The sequence below is a fragment of the Ochrobactrum sp. Q0168 genome (assembly GCF_016427605.1).
Classification (GTDB): domain Bacteria; phylum Pseudomonadota; class Alphaproteobacteria; order Rhizobiales; family Rhizobiaceae; genus Brucella.
The window spans coordinates 42,084-61,701 of the sequence record NZ_JAELXQ010000002.1 but is presented as its reverse complement, the minus strand read 5'-3'; the positions used below and the strand labels follow the sequence as shown (position 1 = coordinate 61,701).

The window sequence follows — 19,618 nt, the reverse complement described above, 5'->3', positions numbered from 1 at the left end:
GCGGACGCATCTCTGCGTCCGCTTTTGCCGTTTGTGGAATGGGCGATAAAGCTGGGGGCGCTTGCTGATGCGCTTCTCCAAACTGCGCCTTGTCGGTTTCAAGTCCTTCGTCGAACCCATGGAGTTCGTGATCGAAGGCGGGCTGACGGGCGTGGTCGGGCCAAATGGCTGCGGCAAATCCAATCTCGTTGAAGCCCTGCGCTGGGTGATGGGTGAAAACTCATACAAGAACATGCGCGCTTCCGGTATGGATGATGTCATTTTCTCCGGTTCCGCCACGCGCCCGGCGCGCAACACGGCGGAAGTGACGCTTTTCCTCGATAATTCCGACCGCACGGCTCCGGCCAGCTATAATGATGCCGATGAGTTGCAGGTGTCGCGCCGTATCGAGCGTGAGGCGGGCTCCGTCTATCGCATCAATGGCAAGGAGGCCCGCGCCAAGGATGTGCAGCTGCTCTTTGCCGATCAGTCGACCGGCGCGCGTTCGCCGTCCATGGTCGGGCAAGGGCGCATCGGCGAACTTATTCAAGCGAAGCCGCAGGCGCGCCGCGCGCTTCTGGAAGAAGCGGCCGGCATTTCCGGCCTGCATACGCGCCGCCATGAAGCCGAGCTGCGCCTGCGCGCTGCCGAGGGCAATCTCGACCGTCTGGACGACGTGGTGGGCGAACTGGGCAGCCAGATTGAAAGCCTGAAGCGTCAGGCCCGGCAGGCGAACCGGTTCAAGGCGCTTTCCGCCGATATTCGCCGTGCCGAAGCCGCCTTGCTGCATCTGCGCTGGAGCCAGGCCAAGACGCAGGAAGCGGAGGCGCAAAGCGCCTTGTCGGCTGCGACCGCGACCGTGGGCAACATGGCGCAGGCGCAGATGAATGCGGCGCGTGATCAGGCGGTGGGCGCGCAGAAGCTGCCGGAACTGCGCGAGGCGGAAGCCAGGGCCGCCGCCGCCTTGCAGCGCCTTTCGATTGCCCGCACCCAGCTCGACGAAGAGGACGGACGTATTCGCGCCCGCCGCGCCGAGCTGATGAAACGGCTGGAACAGCTGACCGCCGACATCGCTCGTGAAGAGCAGATGGTGCGAGAAAACGCCGATATTCTGGCAAAGCTGGAAGAAGAAGAACAGGAACTGCTCGCTTCCAACGACGCATCCGGCGAGCGCGATGAGGAATTACGCGCGCTGTTCGAGGAAGCGGAAATTCGCTTGACCGACAGCGAAAGCGCGCTGGCGCGGATGACCGCCGAACGCGCGGAAGCGACTGCCGAACGGGCGCAGATTGAGCGCGCCTTGAAGGAAACTCAGGATCGTCGCGACCGCCTTGCCGTGCAGATGGACGCTATCGAGCGCGATATTGCATCTGTCGTCGAGCAGATCGGCGGTCTGTTCGATCCAGCTGAAAAGCGCATCGTGGTCGATGCTTGCGCGGATGCGCTTGCTGCGGCGGAAGAAGCGGTCGTTGCGGCGGAAGAGCTCGTCGCGGGCGCGCGCGAAGTGGAAGCGGCAAGCCGCCAGCCATTGAACGAGGCGCGCACCGAACTCAACCGGATCGAGACCGAAGCGCAGACGCTGGCGCGCATTCTAAATGCGGGCGAGACCGGCCAGTTTCCGCCGGTGGTGGAAGAGCTGCGCGTCGAAAAGGGCTATGAAATCGCGCTTGGCGCGGCGCTGGGGGAAGACCTCGACGCGGCAAGCGATGAGAATGCGCCTGTCTACTGGGCCTATAATCCGGCCCCGGAAGCCGATCCGGCCTTACCGCAAGGGGCAACGCCGCTCGACCGGCTGGTCGATGGGCCGCAGCAGCTGCGCCGCAGACTGGCGCAGGTCGGTGTCGTGTCGGACGGCGACGGTCAGCGTTTGCAGGCGCTTTTGCGTCCTGGCCAGCGACTGGTGAGCAAGGCCGGTGCGCTGTGGCGCTGGGATGGCTATACGGCAAGCGCCGACGCGCCGACCCCGGCTGCACAGCGTCTGGCCCAGAAAAACCGCTTGAGCGAGCTGGAACAGGAAGCGGTCGCAGCCCGCAGACAAGTCGAGGAGGCCGAACAGGCCGTATATCGCGCCGAAGCCTCGGTGCGCGAAGCTGTCGAGCATGAGCGTGTCGCCCGCGACCAGTGGCGGACCAATCAGCGCAAGCTGGACGAGGCGCGTGAAGCGCTGGCGGTCGCCGAGCGTGCAGCAGGACAGCTTGCAACCCGCCGTTCGGCGCTGGATGAATCCAGGGTGCGGCTGGAAGAAAATCTGGAAGAAGCGCAGATTCGCGTTGCGGAAGCCGAAGACCGGCTCAGTGAGATGCCAGATCTGGACGCCATTGCGCAACGCCTTGCGGCGCTGACGAGCGAAGTTTTGTCCGACCGCACGGCGCTGGCCGAAGCGCGCGCCGCTTATGAAGGGCTGCGTCGTGAGGCCGAAGCGCGGTTGCGTCGTCTGGATATGATTGCGCTGGAACGGCGCAACTGGATTTCGCGCGCGGAAAATGCCGAGCGGCAGATTGCGTCGCTAAACGATCGCCGCGCGGAGACGGCGGACGAGGCGGAAGGTCTGGCCGAAGCGCCTGACGAGATTGAAGCACGTCGCCGGGCGCTCCTGAACGAGCTTTCGCTGGCGGATGATCGCCGTAAAGAAGCCGCCGACCTTCTGGCTGCGGCTGAAACCGCGCAAGCTGAACTCGACAAGGCTGCGACCCTTGCCATTCAGCATCTGGCATCAAGCCGCGAGCAGCGCGCCCGCGCCGAAGAGCGCCTTGCCGCCGCAGAAGAGCGGCGCAAGGATGCGGAGGCCCGCATCGTCGAGGCGCTGAACTGTGCGCCGCAAGAAGCCATTCGCCATACCGGGCTGAAGGCCGACGATCCGATTCCCGACCCCGATCAGCTGGAACGCCAGCTGGAGCGGCTCAAGATAGAGCGCGAGCGGCTTGGCGCAGTGAACCTGCGCGCCGAAGAAGAAAGCCAGGAGCTTTCGGATCGTCTCGATGCGATTGTGTCCGAGCGCGAGGATGTTATCGAGGCGATCAAGAAGCTGCGACAGGCGATCCAGAGCCTGAACCGCGAAGGGCGTGAGCGTCTGCTGGCCGCCTTCGAGGTGGTGAATGTGCAGTTCCAGCGCCTGTTCACGCATCTGTTCGGTGGTGGTACGGCGGAACTGCAACTGATCGAAAGCGACGACCCGCTGGAAGCCGGGCTTGAAATTCTTGCCCGCCCGCCCGGCAAGAAGCCGCAGACCATGACGCTGCTTTCAGGCGGCGAGCAGGCGCTGACGGCCATGGCGCTGATCTTCGCGGTGTTCCTCACCAATCCGGCGCCGATCTGCGTGCTGGACGAAGTGGACGCGCCGCTCGACGACCATAATGTCGAGCGCTATTGCAATCTGATGGACGAGATGGCGGCTTCGACCGAAACGCGTTTCGTGGTCATCACGCATAACCCGATCACCATGGCGCGCATGAACCGCCTGTTCGGCGTCACCATGGGCGAGCAGGGCGTCAGCCAGCTTGTTTCGGTTGATCTGCAGACGGCGGAACGCCTGCGCGAAGCAAGCTGATCACGCTTTGCATTTTTCGGGATAAGTCCGACGTCTATTCTTCTTCCCCATCTTCATCCTCATCGTCGTCATCGGATTCGATAACTTCCCAGATGAAGGCGTGAAGGCGGTCTTCGATGCTCTTTTTGGAAGCCCCTGTGGCTTCCATCTCGCGTTTGATCCGGAAGAATCGATCCTTGTCAGACTGGGACAAGTATCGCGCTGCGGATTCGAGGGCTGACAAGGACGTGGACATGGGCTGCTCTAATTTTCACTCCAGACTGCGAGTTCATTACCCGCCGGATCGGTGAAATGAAAGCGGCGTCCGCCCGGAAATGCAAAGATCGGCTTGACGATGGTGCCGCCAGCTTCGGTCACGGCTTGAAGCGCGGTTTCGAGTCTCAGCGCATAAAGCACGGGCAGCGGCTTCGTTGTCGCTTGTGGGTCGGCGTCAAAGCCGCCGTCCAGCCCTTCGGAATAGGCGGAATAAGTGGGACCGTAATCGATGAACGACCATCCGAATGCTCGCGCATAAAAGCTTTTTGTTGCGTCGAGCGAGCCATTGGCTGCGGGCATTTCCAGATAATCGAGTTTGCCAGTGATGCGCATCACACTCTCCAAATGTTCATGGTTTGTTCTTATTTCTGAGGCATATGAGGAGGAGAGTCAATCGTCCGGTGTCGATCTCAACTGTTGAATTGTTTCCATTGTTGCGGCCTGACTTTTTCGTTGGCGCAGATAAGGTGATTGCATAAACAACGAGGGAGGGTTTGCGACTGCCTTAGGGGTTCATGAACCGGTCGTGTTCCGGCGGCTTCGTCCTTGAGACGTTCTCTAAAAGTTTTGTGGCTTTTTATTTTGCCGTTGTCGCTCTGCCAATCGCTTTTTCAGCTTTCACGAATCCGCGCCACGAATTCTTCGACACTGTGATTGAGTTTCACATTGGCGACCTCATTTCCGCCAGTCTTGTCTTAGCGGTTCAGCCAATTTAACTGTAATTTGTTTTATACGTTCGATCAGCTTCTCTATTTGCGTTTCGTTAGGAAAAATACAAAATTTACGTCAATTTACGCCTTTTGCTTATTCTATCCAGATTTAAGGGCCGAATTTAACTAATTTAAAAAAGATAGTAAAAAGCATTTATCTGTGCAATTATCCAAATCGACACTACCAAAATTCCGACCTGATTTTCATTCCTGAGTGGGGGCTGACTTTTGGCAGGCAGCGGGATTGGGTTAGTTGGCACGTTTGTGAGGTCAGGAGTTAATCGTGGCAATCATGTTCGTTAGAGCACAGATGATCAGCAGAGGGGCGGGACGTAATATTATCTCCGCGGCTTCTTACCGGCATCGCACCCGGATGAGAGACGAACAAACCGGAATCTCATTCAACTATCGTGGTGGCGACGATGATCTGGTCCATGAAGAGCTGGCTTTGCCGGAAGATGTTCCGGGTTGGTTACGGTTGTCGATAGATGGCAAGACTGCCGCTGGCGCGAGCGAAGTGTTGTGGAACGCCGTCGATGCATTTGAGACGCGGGTGGATGCGCAGCTCGCCCGCGAGTTGATCATTGCGCTCCCAGAAGAACTGACGCGGGCGGAGAATATTGCCCTGGTTCGGGAGTTCGTCCAGGACAATCTGACTGCGAAGGGTATGATTGCTGACTGGGTCTATCACGACAAGGATGGTGATCCCCATATTCACCTGCTGACTGCGCTCAGACCCCTAACTGAAATGGGTTTTGGTCCCAAATATGTGCCGGTTCGCCAACCCGACGGGAAACCACTTCGCGAGGTAAAGTCGAACCGCCATAACGGGAATATTGTTTATACGTGTTGGGCTGGCGATAAGGAAACGATGAAGGCGTGGAAAGTCGCATGGGCGCAAACGGCCAATCGGCATCTTGCGCTGGCTGGCCATGACATTCGCCTTGATGGACGCTCTTATGCGGAACAGGGCCTGGATGGGATTGCCCAGAAACATCTTGGGCCGAAAAAGACCGCCATGATGCGTAAGGGCGTGGAGATGTATTTCGCGCCGGCCGAGCTTGCGCGTCGGCAGGAAATGGCTAATCGACTGCTTGCTGACCCCGGACTTCTTCTCAAGCGTCTCGGCATTGAGCGTTCGACCTTTGATGAGAAGGATATCGCAAAAACGCTGCATCGTTATGTCGATGATCCGAGCGATTTTGCCAATATTCGCACACGGCTGATGGAGTCGGACGATCTTGTGCTGTTGAAGCCACAGCAGGTGGATCGGCAAACCGGCAAGGCAATCGAACCTGCAATCTTTACCACCCGCGAGATCCTGCGTATCGAATATGACATGGCGCAGTCGGCCGGGGTTTTATCAAATCGCAAGGGCTTTGGAGTTGCGGCTGCGAAGATTGCAGCTGCCGTCCGGAGCGTCGAAACGGCGGATCCGGAAAAACCGTTCAGGCTTGATCAAGAGCAGATTGATGCGGTCGCTCACGTTACGGGCGACGGCGCCATTGCTGCCGTGGTTGGGCTTGCCGGTGCTGGCAAGTCGACGCTTCTTGCCGCTGCCCGTGTCGCCTGGGAAAAAGAGCATCGTCTTGTCTTTGGAGCAGCCTTGGCCGGGAAGGCTGCGGAAAGCTTGGAGGATAGTTCTGGTATCAGATCGCGAACCCTTGCCGCGTGGGAACTTGTATGGGAGAACGGCCGCGATTTGCTTCAAGCCGGGGACGTCTTCGTGGTGGACGAAGCCGGCATGGTGTCTTCTGAGCAGATGGCACGCGTGTTGAAGGCGGTTGAGAATGCCGGTGCAAAAGCCGTTCTGGTCGGTGATGCGATGCAGCTTCAGCCAATACAGGCGGGTGCAGCCTTCCGAGCAATAGCGGAGCGGATTGGTTTCGCCGAGCTTGCCGGTGTGCGTCGCCAACGAGAAGCCTGGGCACGTGATGCGTCCAGGCTCTTTGCGCGGGGCAAGCTCGAAGAGGGGCTCGATGCCTATGCTCAAAAGGGGCACATAATCGAAGCCGAGCGACGCGCCGAGGTTATAGAACGTCTTGTTGCCGACTGGAGCGATGCGCGCCGAGAGGCGATCGCACAGTCGCGGACGGCAGGCAATGATGGAAAGCTGCGCGGCGACGAAATGCTGGTGCTCGCCCATACCAATGAAGATGTAAAGCGCTTGAACGAATCCCTGCGCATCGTCATGAACAGGGAAGGTGCACTGACAAACGCTCGTGAGTTTCGCACAGAGCGTGGCTTTCGGGAATTCGGCTGCGGAGACCGCATCATCTTCCTCGAAAATGCCCGCTTTGTTGAAAAGCGCGCAAAGCAGCTTGGTCCGCAATATGTCAAAAACGGTATGCTCGGCACGGTCGTTTCGACGGGTGACGAGCGTGGCCGTCCCCTGCTGTTGTTCGTCTCGACATTGGCCGGGATGTGGTGCTCAGCGAGGATAGCTATCGCAATATCGACCATGGCTATGCTGCGACCATCCATAAAACACAAGGCGTCACCGTTGACAGGACATTTGTGCTGGCGACCGGCATGATGGATCAGCATCTGACCTATGTGTCCATGACCCGTCATCGTGATCACGCTGACCTTTATGCAGCGCGGGAGGATTTCGAGCCAAAACCGCAATGGGGCAGGAAATCGCGTGTTGATCATGCAGCCGGTGTTGCCGGCGAACTTATCGGAACGGGAATGGCGAAGTTCCGGCCACAGGATAAGGATGCGTATCAAAGTCCCTATGCGGACGTGAAGAGAGATGACGGGACAGTGCATCGGCTCTGGGGCGTCAGCCTGCCCAAGGCACTGACCGACGGAGGCGTATCAAAAGGCGATACCGCACTTTTCCGAAAAGACGGTGTTGAAATCGTCAAGGTCAAAATCCCTGTCACAGACAATGATACCGGCCGGAAGAGTTTTGAGGAACGCGCAGTCGAGCGCAACGTCTGGACGGCAAAGCAGCTCGAAACTGCAGCCTCGCGTCGAGAGCGGATTGAGCGTGAGAGCCATAGGCCGGAATTGTTTGGGCAACTGGTTGAACGTCTTGGCCGTTCAGGTGCAAAAACCACAACGCTCGATTTTGAGAATGAAGCTGGTTATCGGGCGCATGCGCATGACTTTGCCCGCAGGCGTGGTATCGAAACGCTTGCCGGAGTTGTAGCGAGCATAGAAGAGCGTGTCGGACAAAAACTGGCGTGGCTTGATGACAAGCGCGGACAAGTGGCAAAGCTTTGGGAACGGGCGAGCGTGGCGCTTGATATCAAGATCGAACGCGAGAAAAGCGTTTCCTATAACGAACAACGTTCGCAACACCTTGCAGCACGACCAACTGAAACATCCGAACGGGGCGATGACGGACCTTATCTTCTTCAACCAATAATCCGGTTCGCCCGCAGCCTCGAAGAGGATGCCAGACGTGCGCAGTTGCAATCGGATCGATGGAAGGAGCGGGAGGTCATTCTTCGACCTATGTTGGGGAAGATCTATCGAGATCCAGATGGTGCGCTGGACAGGCTCAATGCATTTGCGTCGAATAGGCGAATGGAACCACGTGGCCTTGCCGAAGATCTCGCGACCACGCCGCAGCGACTTGGCCAGCTCCGGGGATCGGGTTCTCTGCTCGATAGTCGGGCCGCTCGTGATGAACGCAAGGTTGCGCTTGGCTCTCTTTCTGACCTTGTTGCGCTGGCGCGCGCGCATGCGACAGAATTCCGTCGTGAGGCTGAACGCTTTAGCACGCGCGAAGAGCAACGTCGCGCCTATATGACGCTGTCGATCCCCGCAATCTCGAAACAGGCAATGGCCCGCCTTGTCGAAATCGAGAAGGTGCGCGAGCTGGGTGGACCCGATGCCTATAAGACGGCCTTTGCCCATGCTGCGGGGGATCGTCAGTTGGTCCAGCAAGTGAAGGCGATCAATGAGGCGCTGACCGCGCGCTTTGGCTGGTCGGCCTTTACCGACAAAGCTGATGCCGTGGCTGAACGCAATATCCTCGAGCGCATGCCGGAGAACCTCGATCCAGATCGGCGCGAGAAACTGACGCATCTTTTTACCATCGTACGCCGTTTTGCCGAGGAACAGCGTCTTGTCGAAACAAGGGACCGCGCGAAGGTCGTTACAACTGCCAGCATCGAGCCAGGCGCGAAAACAAATGCCGTGTTGCCGATGCTTGCAGCCGTGACGGAGTTCAAAACGCTAATAGAAGATGAGGCAAAGGAGAGGGCGCTAACAACCAATCATTATCGCCACAATCGTGCAGCTCTTGCTGAAACAGCGTCCAACATCTGGCGTGATCCGGCAGATGTTGTCGACAAAATTGAAGCCTTGATTATCAAAGGTTTTGCGGCAGAGCGCATCGCGGCGGCGGTTGCTAACGATCCCGCTGCCTATGGCGCATTGCGCGGTTCTGACCGCATCATGGATAAGTTTCTGGCGACCGGGCGTGAACGAAAGGAAGCGCTTCTGTCTGTTTCAGACGCAAAAAGCCGTGTCCGGTCGCTGGGTGCATCTTACGCGACGGCGCTGAGCAACGAGACCAAAGCGATTACCGGAGAGCGTCAGCGTATGGGAATTGCTATTCCCGGGTTGTCGCCCGCAGCCAGCCAGGCATTGCGTGAGCTCACACAGACGATGAAGAAGAAGGACGCAAACCTCAAAGCGGAAGCCGGACTAGTCGGTCCCAATATCATACAGGAATTCGCCGCTGTCAGCCGGGCGCTTGATCTGAGATTCGGGCGTGATGCGATCCTGCGCGGCGAAACGACCGTCACCAACAGTGTGGCACCGACACAACGCCGGGCATTCGAGACAATGCAGGAACGTCTGAAGGTCTTGCAGCAAACTGTTCGCAAGCAGGCAAGCGAGCAAATCGTAGCAGAACGTCAGCGTCGCGCGCTTGATCGCGGTATCAGCCTCACCTGATTTGCGCGCCCCCACAAATGCCGGGGCTAATCAGAAAGACAGCAGCCAAAAATCGCGGAATATTTGTTACCTAGCAATCCGGCTACGGCGCGTCAATTGACGCTGGCCTTACATTGATTGTCGCGCCGCACCGGCCCAGATTGATCATCGCGGTGCAGCACCTAGCTGGAGCGCTCGGCGATAGCGTAAAGAACCTTCGCACTTTTCAGATTCTGGTCACGGACAATCTTGAACGATAAGACGATTGTTATCCGGCTTCGCTCATTTTGTTTAAATGATCAGCACAAATGTGCTCTATCTCAGCGATGAGCAGGTTCGTTTGTATCATAAGCCAGCGGAGTGCTTCTTCAGTAATGTCGAAATGCGGAGAATAGCGCGCCTTCACATAGGCTTCATTGACGATATTGAACCATGCCTTGTAGCGCTGTTGATCTTGCGGCCATGCCTTGGCCAGTTCATTGCGTTGCCCTTCTGCAAGCCGGCGCAAGAATTTTAGGTTGTGTGAAGACGGAGAGTAGTTTGTTGTCACCAACAGGAAGGTGGAATAAGCCTGTTCTATCGCCTGATGGAGCAGGAAAGCAGCCTCTTTGAAGTCTCCCTCCTGACAATAAAACGCAGCTCCTTTCGCGAATTTACTTGCATGCGGTAGCCGGTCGTCAAAATATTCCTTCGCGATACGATAGGCATCTTCCGGATTGGGAATGCCGGGCTGGGCGAGCGGCTCAGGGTCGAGTTCGTAGAGGACAATGCCTTCTTTGCGAATGTCAGTGAAGAAATATCGTCCTTCCTTAATTCGCGTGTTCACCTCGCGAAGCGAATGGACGATGAAGTTTACCGGTGTCTGCACATCTCGCAGGCGCATAAGCCGGTCTTCGGTTTTGCGCCAGAATTCAAAGTCCGCCAGTTTCCGGTTGTTGACGATAATCAGCAGATCAAAATCAGAGCGGTAACCTTTGCCAGTATGCGGCTCATCCACCTGTGTGCCGCGCGCATAGGATCCAAACAGAATTACCTTGACGATACGACCCCGCTTCTTGAATTCCGCCGCCCCCTCCTTGAGCGCATCCTCGAATTCCTCGAATATTATTTCCAGCACGCGCTGCAACTCACGCTGTTTTACGTGAGGCAGGTGATCGATACGGTCTTTCATCAGCACGGGTGCACCTGTGGGTCAAAAGAAAGGGCGACGAACTATTTCGTGTGTCGGCTTAAATTGCAAAATTCAACGACGCTGATCAACAAAGCCTTTGCAAAGATCATGCGGTTTTACTCCTATAGGGCGCCGTAACAGATTTAAAATTACGAGATGGCAGCTGCCTTGGCCTTTATGTCCAGCGCATATTCCCCTTTGTTGTTGCGTTCCTGAAAATATCTTGAGTTTCATCTAAATCCTATCTCCAATTATTGCCACAACTATTTGATTCTGTTATAAGACGGTGCATATTTGAGCAACACATGCCAGGGACGACGATACAGCGCCTGCTGTTAAAAAATCCGCCATGCGGTCTCTCTAACGTCCGGCTCCATTCTATTTTCCCCTCCGCCGGACGCAGGAGGAATGGTTGTGTTGCAAATTTCGAATGTAAAAGCTGCCCGGGAAACTTTGCAGCAGGACGCTATCCGTCATGGCACGGAAGACAGCCTGGTCGTCGATGCCACGAGGCGAATCTATGCGGATACAGCGCCGACAGCTGCCGCTCTTTTTGCACTCGATGCCTGGTTCGAAAATGATCAACGTAATTTTCAGTTCTGGACGCGGGTTTTTCAGCGCCTCATGAATTGAAACTTACTGCAACGGGTCTGCCCGCTGATCGAGAGAATAGCCGCGGCCCTGCGCAGTTCTGACCAAATTTTGACCATGCCGCGCTAATGCACGCCGTATATGGCCGATATGAATGTCGACCGTGCGTGGCTCGACGATAGCTCCCTGGCCCCACACTGCGTCGATGAGGTCCTGCCTGCTCCAGACTATTTCAGGCTTTTGCATGAGCGCTTCAAGCAAGCGGAACTGCAACGGCGTGAGTTTGACGCGATGCCCGTTGCGAAACACCCGAACCTGCGAACGGTTCAGCAGCAGGTCGTAATAGGTCAAAACACCTCTCGCGGCATCCGTACTCGCGATATTGCCTCGGTATTTTTGGAGAAATCCCAGCAAAACAAGGGGATCGAACGGAGGGTCTAGGACCAGATCCAAACGTTCATTGATCTGATGTCCAGTATCGATACCACTCCTGTTCAGTAAAACCAACGCGAGACTTGGAAGCCGTTCCCTAAGGTGAAGAAATTCGGAAAGCTCAGCCTCGCTGCCGTCCCATATCAAGACAGTCGGATTCCGTTCGGGGCCTATCTTGGAAGTCGTCAAATCTTTGAGCTGTGATGCGAGTTCCGCATTGAACCCTTCAACCGAGAGCAGATGACGAAGCATCAAAAACAATTGCGCGTCAGATGTTTTTATCAGAACCTTCGACATAACATTCATCGTCCCGTTGAAGCACTATTAAGGCGAAACGTATTCTCCCCCGTTTACATCGATCGTGGCACCATTGACGAAGCCAGCGCTTTCCGACGCCAGGAAAGCGATCAAAGCGGTTACATCGTCAGGGCTTCCCAAGCGGCCCACCGGAATGCGCGAAAGGGCATCTCGATTTGAATCGGAATCAACTGAGCTAGTCATTCCGGTTACGATGTGTCCCGGCGCAACAATATTGGCCGTAACTCCTGTCCCGCCAAGCGTGGACACTAGAGAACGAAGGCAACCCGATAGTGCAGCTTTTGATGCGGTATAAGCACTGCCTGCGATTCTGGGTACCGCCCTGCTAGCAATAGAACCAACCAAAACGATTCTACCGAAGCGCCGTTTAATCAGATCCGGCAAAATACATTGGCAACAAAGGACGGGTCCGATCAAATTGGTTGAAAGGACTGCGTTCCATTCGTCAATCGTTGTCTCTGCAAACGCTGTAGCTTTGCCATCTTTTGCTTTCGGCGATACGCCAGCATTACAGATCAGAGTGTCTGGCGAACCCCAATGGCCTCGCACGGTATCGAAAAAGCCGACAATTGCTGTCGGTTCACTTATGTCGACACACCGATACAAGATGGTATCCTTCCCGAATTGCGAAATGAGCAACTCTCCAGCCGCGGAGACTCGCTGTCGCGTTTGCCCGAAAAACGCTACTTTGTAGCCTTCACTGGCCAAGTGTCTGACCGTTGACAGCCCAATGCCTGAGCTGCCCCCGGTAACAACTGCTATACGCTCACGTGCTCCAGCCGTCATGCTGCCTGATCCATTGCCGCAAAAAGAGAAAGCGGAGGATGAGCGTCGGGATCGGTAATCACTTCAATGAGCGACGGTTTACCGCTTTCAATGCTCAGACGCAGCTGCTGCGAGAAGTCAGCAGCATTATCGACAGTGGCAGATCGACATCCGCATGCTGAAGCGACCGCTGCGTGATCGACGGGAGCAAAATGGCACGCCGTTGTGTACCGCCCGAATTTTACGGTTTCAGCATCTTTCTGGAAGCCCAGCACGCCATTGTTCAGAAGAACAACGGTGACAGGTAATTGCATACGTATCATTGTTTCCAGTTCGGCCCAGCTATGCGCAAATCCACCGTCTCCTACGATGGCAACCACCGGGTTGTCAGGATGGGCAACCTTCACCCCCATAGCAAGCGGTAAACCCCACCCAAGACCAGCAAGCCCGCGCGGTGTAATGAATCTTGTGCCCACCTTGCGACAGCGAAGCTGACCCACGACCCACATGGACGAATAGCTTGCATCCGCCACGACCGTTATGTCCTGCTCGATCCAGGGCTGCAATTCCTGCATAACGCGCTCAGGCCTCATCATGGCTGTTTGATCTTTAAGAACCGGTTGGCGAGCTTCGTCATATTCCGCCCAGAACCCCGCAATTCTCTTTTCGTAAGCGAGGCGGGGCATGTCGCGCCGAAGGAAGTCTCGTTTCGACAACGCTTCGCACAGGGCCGTGAGTGTTTCGTGCGCATCGCCATGCAAACGCAACGCCTCGTAGTTGCGCCCGATCTCACCGGGGTCGATGTCAATGTGGATGATTTTCGCTGAAGGAGGAATCTGCTGCCAATTGTCGGTTCCGTTCTGATTGGTGCGTGTTCCGGCAAGGATAACCAGATCGGCTTCCTTCATCAGTTGGTGACTGTAGAAACCCAACGATCTTGGGCCACTTAGCGCCCCCAGCACGCCAGCAGACAGAGGATGGAATTCGTCAACTGCACCTTTGCCCATATTGGTCGTGAACACGGGAAGGGAGGCTATTTCCTGAAGGCGAGCCAAAGCTGCCGCGGCGCCACCGGCATGAATCCCGCCCCCAGCCAGCACAACGGGGTTGTGGGCGTCAGCAATAGTATCCGCCGCAGTCTGAATGAGATCGTCCGATGGACGAAACCTGTCAAGCGGCCAGTAGCCAAGACAAGCAGTTCTCGGCTTATCGATCTTCGGAGCCGGGCTGCGCAGCAGGTCCGCCGGCAACAAAAGCGCGACCGGTCCCGCTCGTCCACTTGTCGCGGCGGTAAAAGCTGCATCGATGTAGTCATCGACGCGCTCGGCCACATTAAGTCGACGGACCCATTTCGTGCAGGACTGGAAGAGGGCGATTTGATCGATATCCTGAAAGGCGTTCTTGTCCGTTTGGTTCCGCTCGACATCCTGCACAAGCGCGACAACTGGGATGCTCGATTTCATGGCTTCGGCAAGTGGTGGAACCAGCAGCGTAGCCGCAGGACCGTTCTGCGCCGCGACGACCCCCACCTTGCTGGAAACACGGGCATAACCGTCCGCCATCGCTCCGCCCATATTTTCCTGCCGATAAGCGATCTGGCGAATTCCGCAGGCTTCGGCCGCAAGAATAACAGCGGAGGGGAGACTTTGTGCGAAGATCACCTCGACGCCATGGCGGACAAGTGCTTGAGCGATACGATCAGCAACGCTGTCTGTAATTGCGGCATGTTTCATGAATGGTCCTCCCGAACGGGGCTTTGTGCAAGGAAATCATCAAAAAGCGAGGCAATGAGTTCGACTTCTGTGTCGCCCATCGGGGTCGATAGGCTGGCTGCTGCTCCAACCGGCAACAGCACGCCATTCCGGGCCAAATAACGTGTGAGCTTTCGCATGCGTAAGGCCTGATCAGCCGAGATGATCGAAGCGCGGTAATCAGTCGGCGCTTCACGTTTTGGATGAATGCGGAAGAGGGAAGCGGCTCCAGTGATCGAATAGGGAGCCTGTCGCGACTGAGCGATCTGCGAAAGACGTGCGCGTAAGGCATCTCCCAATTCTTCGAGCCGTACGAAAGCATCGGATGTCAATGCATTCATGGCAGCAAGACCTGCCGCCATGGAGACCGGGTTAGCGGAGAATGTCCCACCTTGCGGAACAGGCAGCTTGCCGTCCCGTTTTTCGAAGACCGACATCACTTCGGCGCGCCCGCCGATGGCTCCAATTGGAAAACCGCCCCCGATGATCTTGCCGGTTGCTATCAAATCGGGACCAAGACCGTAACGGTCCGAAGCACCGGTATAACCTTGCCTGATATTCAACACCTCATCGGCGATCAGCAGAATACCATGCTTTTGCGCGAAGGTTGTCAGCGCCCCGATAAACCCCTCGTTTGGTGCAAATAGCCCGGCCCGGCTTGGCATCGGATCAATCAAAATACCAGCGATCCGATGCACGTGGTTTTCGAGTTTCGAAATGATCTCCTCCTTGTCATTGAACTGGAGGACGATGACATCGTCGCCAAGGCTGGACGGTGCACCAAGATATCCAGGTCGCGCAATGCTTCGACCCGACTCATTGGTGGGATAGGTGCCCGTTTGCCCCGTTTCAGCCCAGTCGTACCCCCCGTGATAAGATCCCTCAAAGCGAACGATCGCAGAGCGGCCTGTGAACGCTCGTGCGGCCTTGATTGCATACATGACCGCTTCAGTCCCGCTGTTGACGAAGCGAACCTTTTCCATTGCCGGGATACGCAAGATAAGCAATTCAGCCAATGCGACCTCGTGTTCCGTCGGATTGGAAAAACAGGTCCCGTTCCGCAAAAGCCGCGCTACAACTTCCGCAACCGGCTCGAAGCCGTGTCCATGAATAAGGGTGGTAAAGTTGTTGTTCAGGTCCAGAAGACGGTTCCCGTCCACATCGATCAGATAGGCGCCGTCACCACGTTCAATGTAAATCGGTATTGGATCGATATCGATCGTGACGCGTGACACACCCTGCGGCAAAGCCCGCAGGCCGCGGGCGTAAAGGCGTGATGATTTCGTTCTCTGTACCGCATCGTCACAGTGTACTTTCGGATTGGGTATCATTGATTGGGCCTTTTAAATGAACATCAGCTAACGCTTTTGCGTTACCTTCACAATTTTGTTGCAACAAAAATGCGATAGGTCAAGCCCATACAACAAAAATCTATCTTATCGCGGAGCGCACTCGCGCCGCTTGGCGCAAGCGCCGATAGCCGTCCCGAATGTCGTTCTCGAATGCAGCACGCAAGGATGCGCCATCTTTGTCCTCCAGTGATTCAATGGCTATCTGGTGGTTTCGTACGCCGTATTTTTCTTCGGCAAACTCGGGATAGAGATCGTAAAGAGATGGGCCAACCCTGAGCCAGGCCCCTTCGATCATGGATAAAAGCCGAGGCATCCCTGCCATTCCGTAAACATGAAAATGGAAATCCTTGTTGTGTCGCAAAACCGTATCGTAAGCGCGCCGATCCAGCGCATCGTTTATATAACACTGAATATCCTTAAGTTTTTCAATGTCTTCATTGGTAACCGAGTTTACTGCAAGCTGTGCTGCCAACCCTTCCAGGGCAAGCCGAATTAGCGTGATCTCGCGTAGGCTGTCTTCGTTTAAAACCGGTACGATTACGGTTTTTGGTCCCGAATAGACCAATGCGCCTTCACCGGTGAGACGGTTGATCGCGTCCCGCGCAGGAGTGGAGCTGAATCCGAGATCCTCCGCTACGGCTCGGACTGTAAGCTTCTTGCCGGGCTTGTATTCACCTCGTATCAGCCGCTCTTTCATTTCGCGGTACGCCACGTCGCCAAGACTTGGTGCCTGACCCTCATTGGCGAGGTCCGACAATTTTGTTGTGCTCATTTAAGCTGTAATCCCTGTTGACATACCAAAATTATGATGCAACAAAATGATCATATAAAGTTTTTGCAAAGATTTTGTCGCGTCATTTTAGGTTTTAGCAGCGTGTACTCATGGAGTCACGCGGTTGTTGGATAGGCATGTCTGTGCGTCTGGAACGTCAACGATGCTATTTGCATCGAGACCGAATGCACGAGCACAGATACCAACATGGTTTCCGGAGGAGGATAGATTGATCGGTCAGAAATTAATGCTTGCTGGCATTCAGAAAAGATTTATCGAAACCTGGGCTGTCCATGAAACCACGCTCGACATCCGGGCCGGCGAATTCGTTTCCATAATTGGGCCGTCTGGCTCTGGCAAAACGACCTTGCTCACCATGATCGCCGGCTTCGAACAGCCGACGAACGGGAGGATTCTAGTGGGGGGCATAGATATAACCACGCTCCCGCCCAATCGACGTAATATCGGCATGGTGTTCCAGAAATATGCGCTGTTTCCCCATCTGACGGTTCGGCAGAACATTGCGTTTCCACTGAAAATGCGTCGACTGGGTTCGAAGAAAGAGATCCAGACTCGGGTCGATGAGATGCTTGAACTGATCCGTCTCAATGACTTCGCGGACCGCTATCCGAACCAGTTGTCAGGTGGACAACAACAGCGTGTAGCTGTCGCCCGTGCGCTAGTTTTTTCTCCGCCCGTCATCTTGATGGATGAACCGCTCGGTGCCCTCGACAAGAAATTGCGAGAGGCAATGCAGTTTGAGATCAAGCGCATTCAGGAAGACCTCGGTGCGACAGTAATCTACGTCACTCACGACCAGGAAGAGGCGTTGACCATGTCCGACCGCATCGCGGTAATGCATGATGGCTGCCTCCAGCAGGTTGGTACTCCGTCAGAACTCTATAATGAACCGAACGGCACCTTCGTTGCTGACTTCATTGGCTCTATCAATTTTATTCCGGCAACTTATCGCGGCAATGAACACGGCAAGTGCATTCTTGATATCTCAGAGGGCGTTGCTGTGGAAGTGGATCCACGACTTCATCCCCAACTGGCGCACAAATCTATCGGCTCCGAAATCAGGATGGCCGTGAGGCCGGAACATCTTCGTATCTCTTCCGATCCGGGTATGGGGCAACTGTCTGGTACCGTCGAGGCATCCGTCTTCATCGGTTCGAGCACTGTCGTCTTGGTCCGACTTGACGCTTTTCCCAATATCGACCTTCGTGTCCAATTGCCTGCAACGGCATCTTCACCGAATTTTCAGAGGAATAGCCGCGTCGGTATAAGCTTCGATGCCCTCTCACTCCTGACTTTCGACCTTGAGACGAGGTTGGCGGCATGAGTTCCTCGTTTTCCAGTCTCGGCACATTCCTTCGGGGAAGATCAGCACGCCAATACCCTCCGCTAACATCCTGGTTTCTGGTGCTACCATTGTTATTTCTATTGGTCGTTGGCTTTATGTATCCGATCGGTCGACTCATCACGCTCAGTTTTTCGGACGACGCGATAAGCTATGGACGCATCGTTGAGGGAAGTCTTTATCTCGATGTTCTGGCTTCCACAGTCGGCGTTGCGGTCGCTGTAACCGCCATTGGCTGCGTGCTCGGCTTTCCCGTCGCTCTGGTCATGGCAAGAGCGGGAAAGCTTGCCGGGATTATAGCCGCGATTTGCGTCTTCATTCCGCTCTGGACTTCGGTTCTAGTTCGCTCCTATGCTTGGATTGTCCTGTTGCAGCGAAACGGGATTGTGAATGGGGTTCTCAGCGCTTTTGGTTTGACCGAGCAGCCCCTCAAGCTTCTTTACACGCAAGGAGCGGTGACGCTGGCGATGGCACATGTTCTGATGCCTTTCGTTGTGTTGCCCATTTATGCAGCGCTCAAAGCTATACCCAAGGACCTCGATCGAGCTGCTCTGAACCTCGGCGCAAGTCCGTGGAAGGCTTTCTTCATCGTCACGTTTCCTTTGTGTCTTCCCGGGATATTTGCCGGCGCCACATTGTGTTTTGTTTTGGCGCTCGGATTTTACATAACGCCCGCTCTGGTTGGAGGGCCGGATTCGGTGTTGATGGCAACGCTGATCGGTCAGGAGACCACTGTGACACTCGATTGGCCCTTCGCCGCTGCTCTTTCTACCGTGTTGCTCGGCATGACAATTATTTTTGTCGCATGCTTCCGGCGAGTACTGGCGCTCAATAAGGGGTTCGCCAATGTCCATTAATCAGTTCTCTACAATCGGTTCGAGGCCGGAGATCGGGACTCCAAGAATGTCATTGAATGGAGGGCGCATGGGTAATCTCGCCTGGAAACTGTTCGCGGCCTTCTTCGTGAGCATCGTATTGTTGTTTCTCATTCTACCTACATTGATCATAGTTCCAATGTCATTCAGCCAGACGGATTATCTGCAATTCCCGCCGCAAGGTTTGTCGTTGAGATGGTACATTGCTTATTTCCGCGATCCTGACTGGATGGCGTCAACATGGTTCAGCCTGAAAATCGCCTTGGCGTCGGGCCTGACCTCCACCGTCGTGGGAACCATGGCGGCTCTCGCGTTTGTCAGGGGCGAGCTACCCTTCAAGGGGGTGTTTCAGGTGCTAACGATCAGCCCGATGATCGTTCCGCATATTGTTTTGGGCGTCGCCCTCTATCTGGTTTTTGCACCGCATCAATTGACAGGAACCTTTTCAGGATTTCTGGTCAGTCACACGGTCCTGTCGGTTCCATTCGTGATGATTACTGTAGTCGCGGCTCTACAGCGTATTGACCCAGCATTGGAGCTTGCCGCCCTGAATTGCGGAGCAGGGCGCGGCAGAACGTTTTTCCACATCACTTTGCCGATAATCACACCAAGTATCGGGACAGGATTTGTCTTCGCGTTTCTGGCATCATTCGATGAGGCAACTGTAGCGTTCTTCATTTCAGACATTAACGGCAAGACGATCGGTAGAAAAATGTTTGAAGACATAGATTTTAATCTGACACCAACCATTGCAGCCGCCTCTACCATGGTTGTTCTGGTGTCAATGTGTCTTATCACACTGTCGTTCGTACTATCACGTTCTAAGCAAAACAGATAAACG

The 19,618-nt window shown here is 55.4% G+C and carries 13 protein-coding genes and 1 pseudogene; 6 read left to right on the top strand and 8 right to left on the bottom strand.

Annotated features, from left to right (window positions below; translation table 11 throughout):
- Positions 1 to 67: 67 nt before the first annotated feature.
- Entirely contained in the window at positions 68 to 3,526 is a 3,459-nt protein-coding gene (gene smc / locus JAU75_RS04615) for a chromosome segregation protein SMC (RefSeq protein ID WP_199055039.1), read from the top strand.
- A gap of 34 nt (positions 3,527 to 3,560) precedes the next feature.
- Here smc and JAU75_RS04610 read toward each other — a convergent pair whose 3' ends face one another.
- Positions 3,561 to 3,761 carry a hypothetical protein gene (locus JAU75_RS04610; protein ID WP_199055035.1) on the bottom strand — a complete coding sequence of 67 codons (201 nt, stop codon included), beginning with the start codon at positions 3,759 to 3,761 and terminating at the stop codon, positions 3,561 to 3,563.
- Between the two features lie 8 nt (positions 3,762 to 3,769).
- Positions 3,770 to 4,114, bottom strand: coding sequence for a VOC family protein (locus tag JAU75_RS04605; RefSeq protein ID WP_199055033.1), 345 nt, complete (start codon positions 4,112 to 4,114; stop codon positions 3,770 to 3,772).
- Between the two features lie 660 nt (positions 4,115 to 4,774).
- Here JAU75_RS04605 and traA point away from each other — a divergent pair.
- Positions 4,775 to 9,408 (top strand): annotated as a pseudogene (gene traA, locus JAU75_RS04600) (Ti-type conjugative transfer relaxase TraA).
- A gap of 247 nt (positions 9,409 to 9,655) precedes the next feature.
- On the opposite strand, the gene JAU75_RS04595 reads toward traA, so the two are convergent.
- Entirely contained in the window at positions 9,656 to 10,558 is a 903-nt protein-coding gene (locus JAU75_RS04595; RefSeq protein ID WP_199055032.1) for a nucleotidyltransferase and HEPN domain-containing protein, read from the bottom strand.
- A 408-nt stretch (positions 10,559 to 10,966) separates the two neighbouring features.
- Here JAU75_RS04595 and JAU75_RS04590 point away from each other — a divergent pair, with 408 nt between their 5' ends.
- Positions 10,967 to 11,191 carry a hypothetical protein gene (locus JAU75_RS04590; protein ID WP_199055031.1) on the top strand — a complete coding sequence of 75 codons (225 nt, stop codon included), beginning with the start codon at positions 10,967 to 10,969 and terminating at the stop codon, positions 11,189 to 11,191.
- A gap of 3 nt (positions 11,192 to 11,194) precedes the next feature.
- On the opposite strand, the gene JAU75_RS04585 is transcribed toward JAU75_RS04590, so the two are convergent.
- The 5 genes from JAU75_RS04585 to JAU75_RS04565 form a co-directional block, all read right to left on the bottom strand.
- Positions 11,195 to 11,878, bottom strand: coding sequence for a response regulator transcription factor (locus JAU75_RS04585; RefSeq protein WP_247880395.1), 684 nt, complete (start codon positions 11,876 to 11,878; stop codon positions 11,195 to 11,197).
- A 27-nt stretch (positions 11,879 to 11,905) separates the two neighbouring features.
- The gene (gene fabG / locus JAU75_RS04580) at positions 11,906 to 12,685 is read right to left on the bottom strand and encodes a 3-oxoacyl-ACP reductase FabG (RefSeq protein ID WP_199055029.1); all 780 of its coding nucleotides are present in this window, start codon (positions 12,683 to 12,685) and stop codon (positions 11,906 to 11,908) included.
- A complete protein-coding gene (locus JAU75_RS04575; RefSeq protein WP_199055028.1) occupies positions 12,682 to 14,397 on the bottom strand; it encodes an acetolactate synthase catalytic subunit in 1,716 nt (571 codons plus the stop codon). Before JAU75_RS04575 ends, fabG begins: the two co-directional genes overlap by 4 nt.
- Positions 14,394 to 15,746 carry an aspartate aminotransferase family protein gene (locus JAU75_RS04570; RefSeq protein ID WP_247880394.1) on the bottom strand — a complete coding sequence of 451 codons (1,353 nt, stop codon included), beginning with the start codon at positions 15,744 to 15,746 and terminating at the stop codon, positions 14,394 to 14,396. The genes JAU75_RS04575 and JAU75_RS04570 overlap by 4 nt, the downstream gene beginning before the upstream one ends.
- Before the next feature lie 100 nt (positions 15,747 to 15,846).
- Complete coding sequence (locus JAU75_RS04565; RefSeq protein ID WP_199055026.1) at positions 15,847 to 16,539, bottom strand: GntR family transcriptional regulator; 693 nt, start codon at positions 16,537 to 16,539, stop codon at positions 15,847 to 15,849.
- A 229-nt stretch (positions 16,540 to 16,768) separates the two neighbouring features.
- Here JAU75_RS04565 and JAU75_RS04560 point away from each other — a divergent pair, with 229 nt between their 5' ends.
- The 3 genes from JAU75_RS04560 (at position 16,769) to JAU75_RS04550 (ending at position 19,615) form a co-directional block, all read left to right on the top strand.
- A complete protein-coding gene (locus JAU75_RS04560; RefSeq protein WP_199055024.1) occupies positions 16,769 to 17,884 on the top strand; it encodes an ABC transporter ATP-binding protein in 1,116 nt (371 codons plus the stop codon).
- On the top strand, positions 17,881 to 18,759 hold the full coding sequence (locus JAU75_RS04555; RefSeq protein WP_199055017.1) for an ABC transporter permease: 879 nt from the start codon (positions 17,881 to 17,883) through the stop codon (positions 18,757 to 18,759). Before JAU75_RS04560 ends, JAU75_RS04555 begins: the two co-directional genes overlap by 4 nt.
- A 67-nt stretch (positions 18,760 to 18,826) precedes the next feature.
- A complete protein-coding gene (locus JAU75_RS04550; RefSeq protein WP_247880393.1) occupies positions 18,827 to 19,615 on the top strand; it encodes an ABC transporter permease in 789 nt (262 codons plus the stop codon).
- Positions 19,616 to 19,618 lie beyond the last annotated feature (3 nt).

Coding starts and splice junctions, on each gene's coding strand:
- smc (WP_199055039.1), top strand. CDS start 68: ATGCGCTTCTCCAAACTGCGCCTTGTCGGTTTCAAGTCCTTCGTCGAA.
- JAU75_RS04610 (WP_199055035.1), bottom strand. CDS start 3,761: ATGTCCACGTCCTTGTCAGCCCTCGAATCCGCAGCGCGATACTTGTCC.
- JAU75_RS04605 (WP_199055033.1), bottom strand. CDS start 4,114: ATGCGCATCACTGGCAAACTCGATTATCTGGAAATGCCCGCAGCCAAT.
- JAU75_RS04595 (WP_199055032.1), bottom strand. CDS start 10,558: ATGAAAGACCGTATCGATCACCTGCCTCACGTAAAACAGCGTGAGTTG.
- JAU75_RS04590 (WP_199055031.1), top strand. CDS start 10,967: ATGGTTGTGTTGCAAATTTCGAATGTAAAAGCTGCCCGGGAAACTTTG.
- JAU75_RS04585 (WP_247880395.1), bottom strand. CDS start 11,878: ATGTCGAAGGTTCTGATAAAAACATCTGACGCGCAATTGTTTTTGATG.
- fabG (WP_199055029.1), bottom strand. CDS start 12,685: ATGACGGCTGGAGCACGTGAGCGTATAGCAGTTGTTACCGGGGGCAGC.
- JAU75_RS04575 (WP_199055028.1), bottom strand. CDS start 14,397: ATGAAACATGCCGCAATTACAGACAGCGTTGCTGATCGTATCGCTCAA.
- JAU75_RS04570 (WP_247880394.1), bottom strand. CDS start 15,746: ATGATACCCAATCCGAAAGTACACTGTGACGATGCGGTACAGAGAACG.
- JAU75_RS04565 (WP_199055026.1), bottom strand. CDS start 16,539: ATGAGCACAACAAAATTGTCGGACCTCGCCAATGAGGGTCAGGCACCA.
- JAU75_RS04555 (WP_199055017.1), top strand. CDS start 17,881: ATGAGTTCCTCGTTTTCCAGTCTCGGCACATTCCTTCGGGGAAGATCA.
- JAU75_RS04550 (WP_247880393.1), top strand. CDS start 18,827: ATGGGTAATCTCGCCTGGAAACTGTTCGCGGCCTTCTTCGTGAGCATC.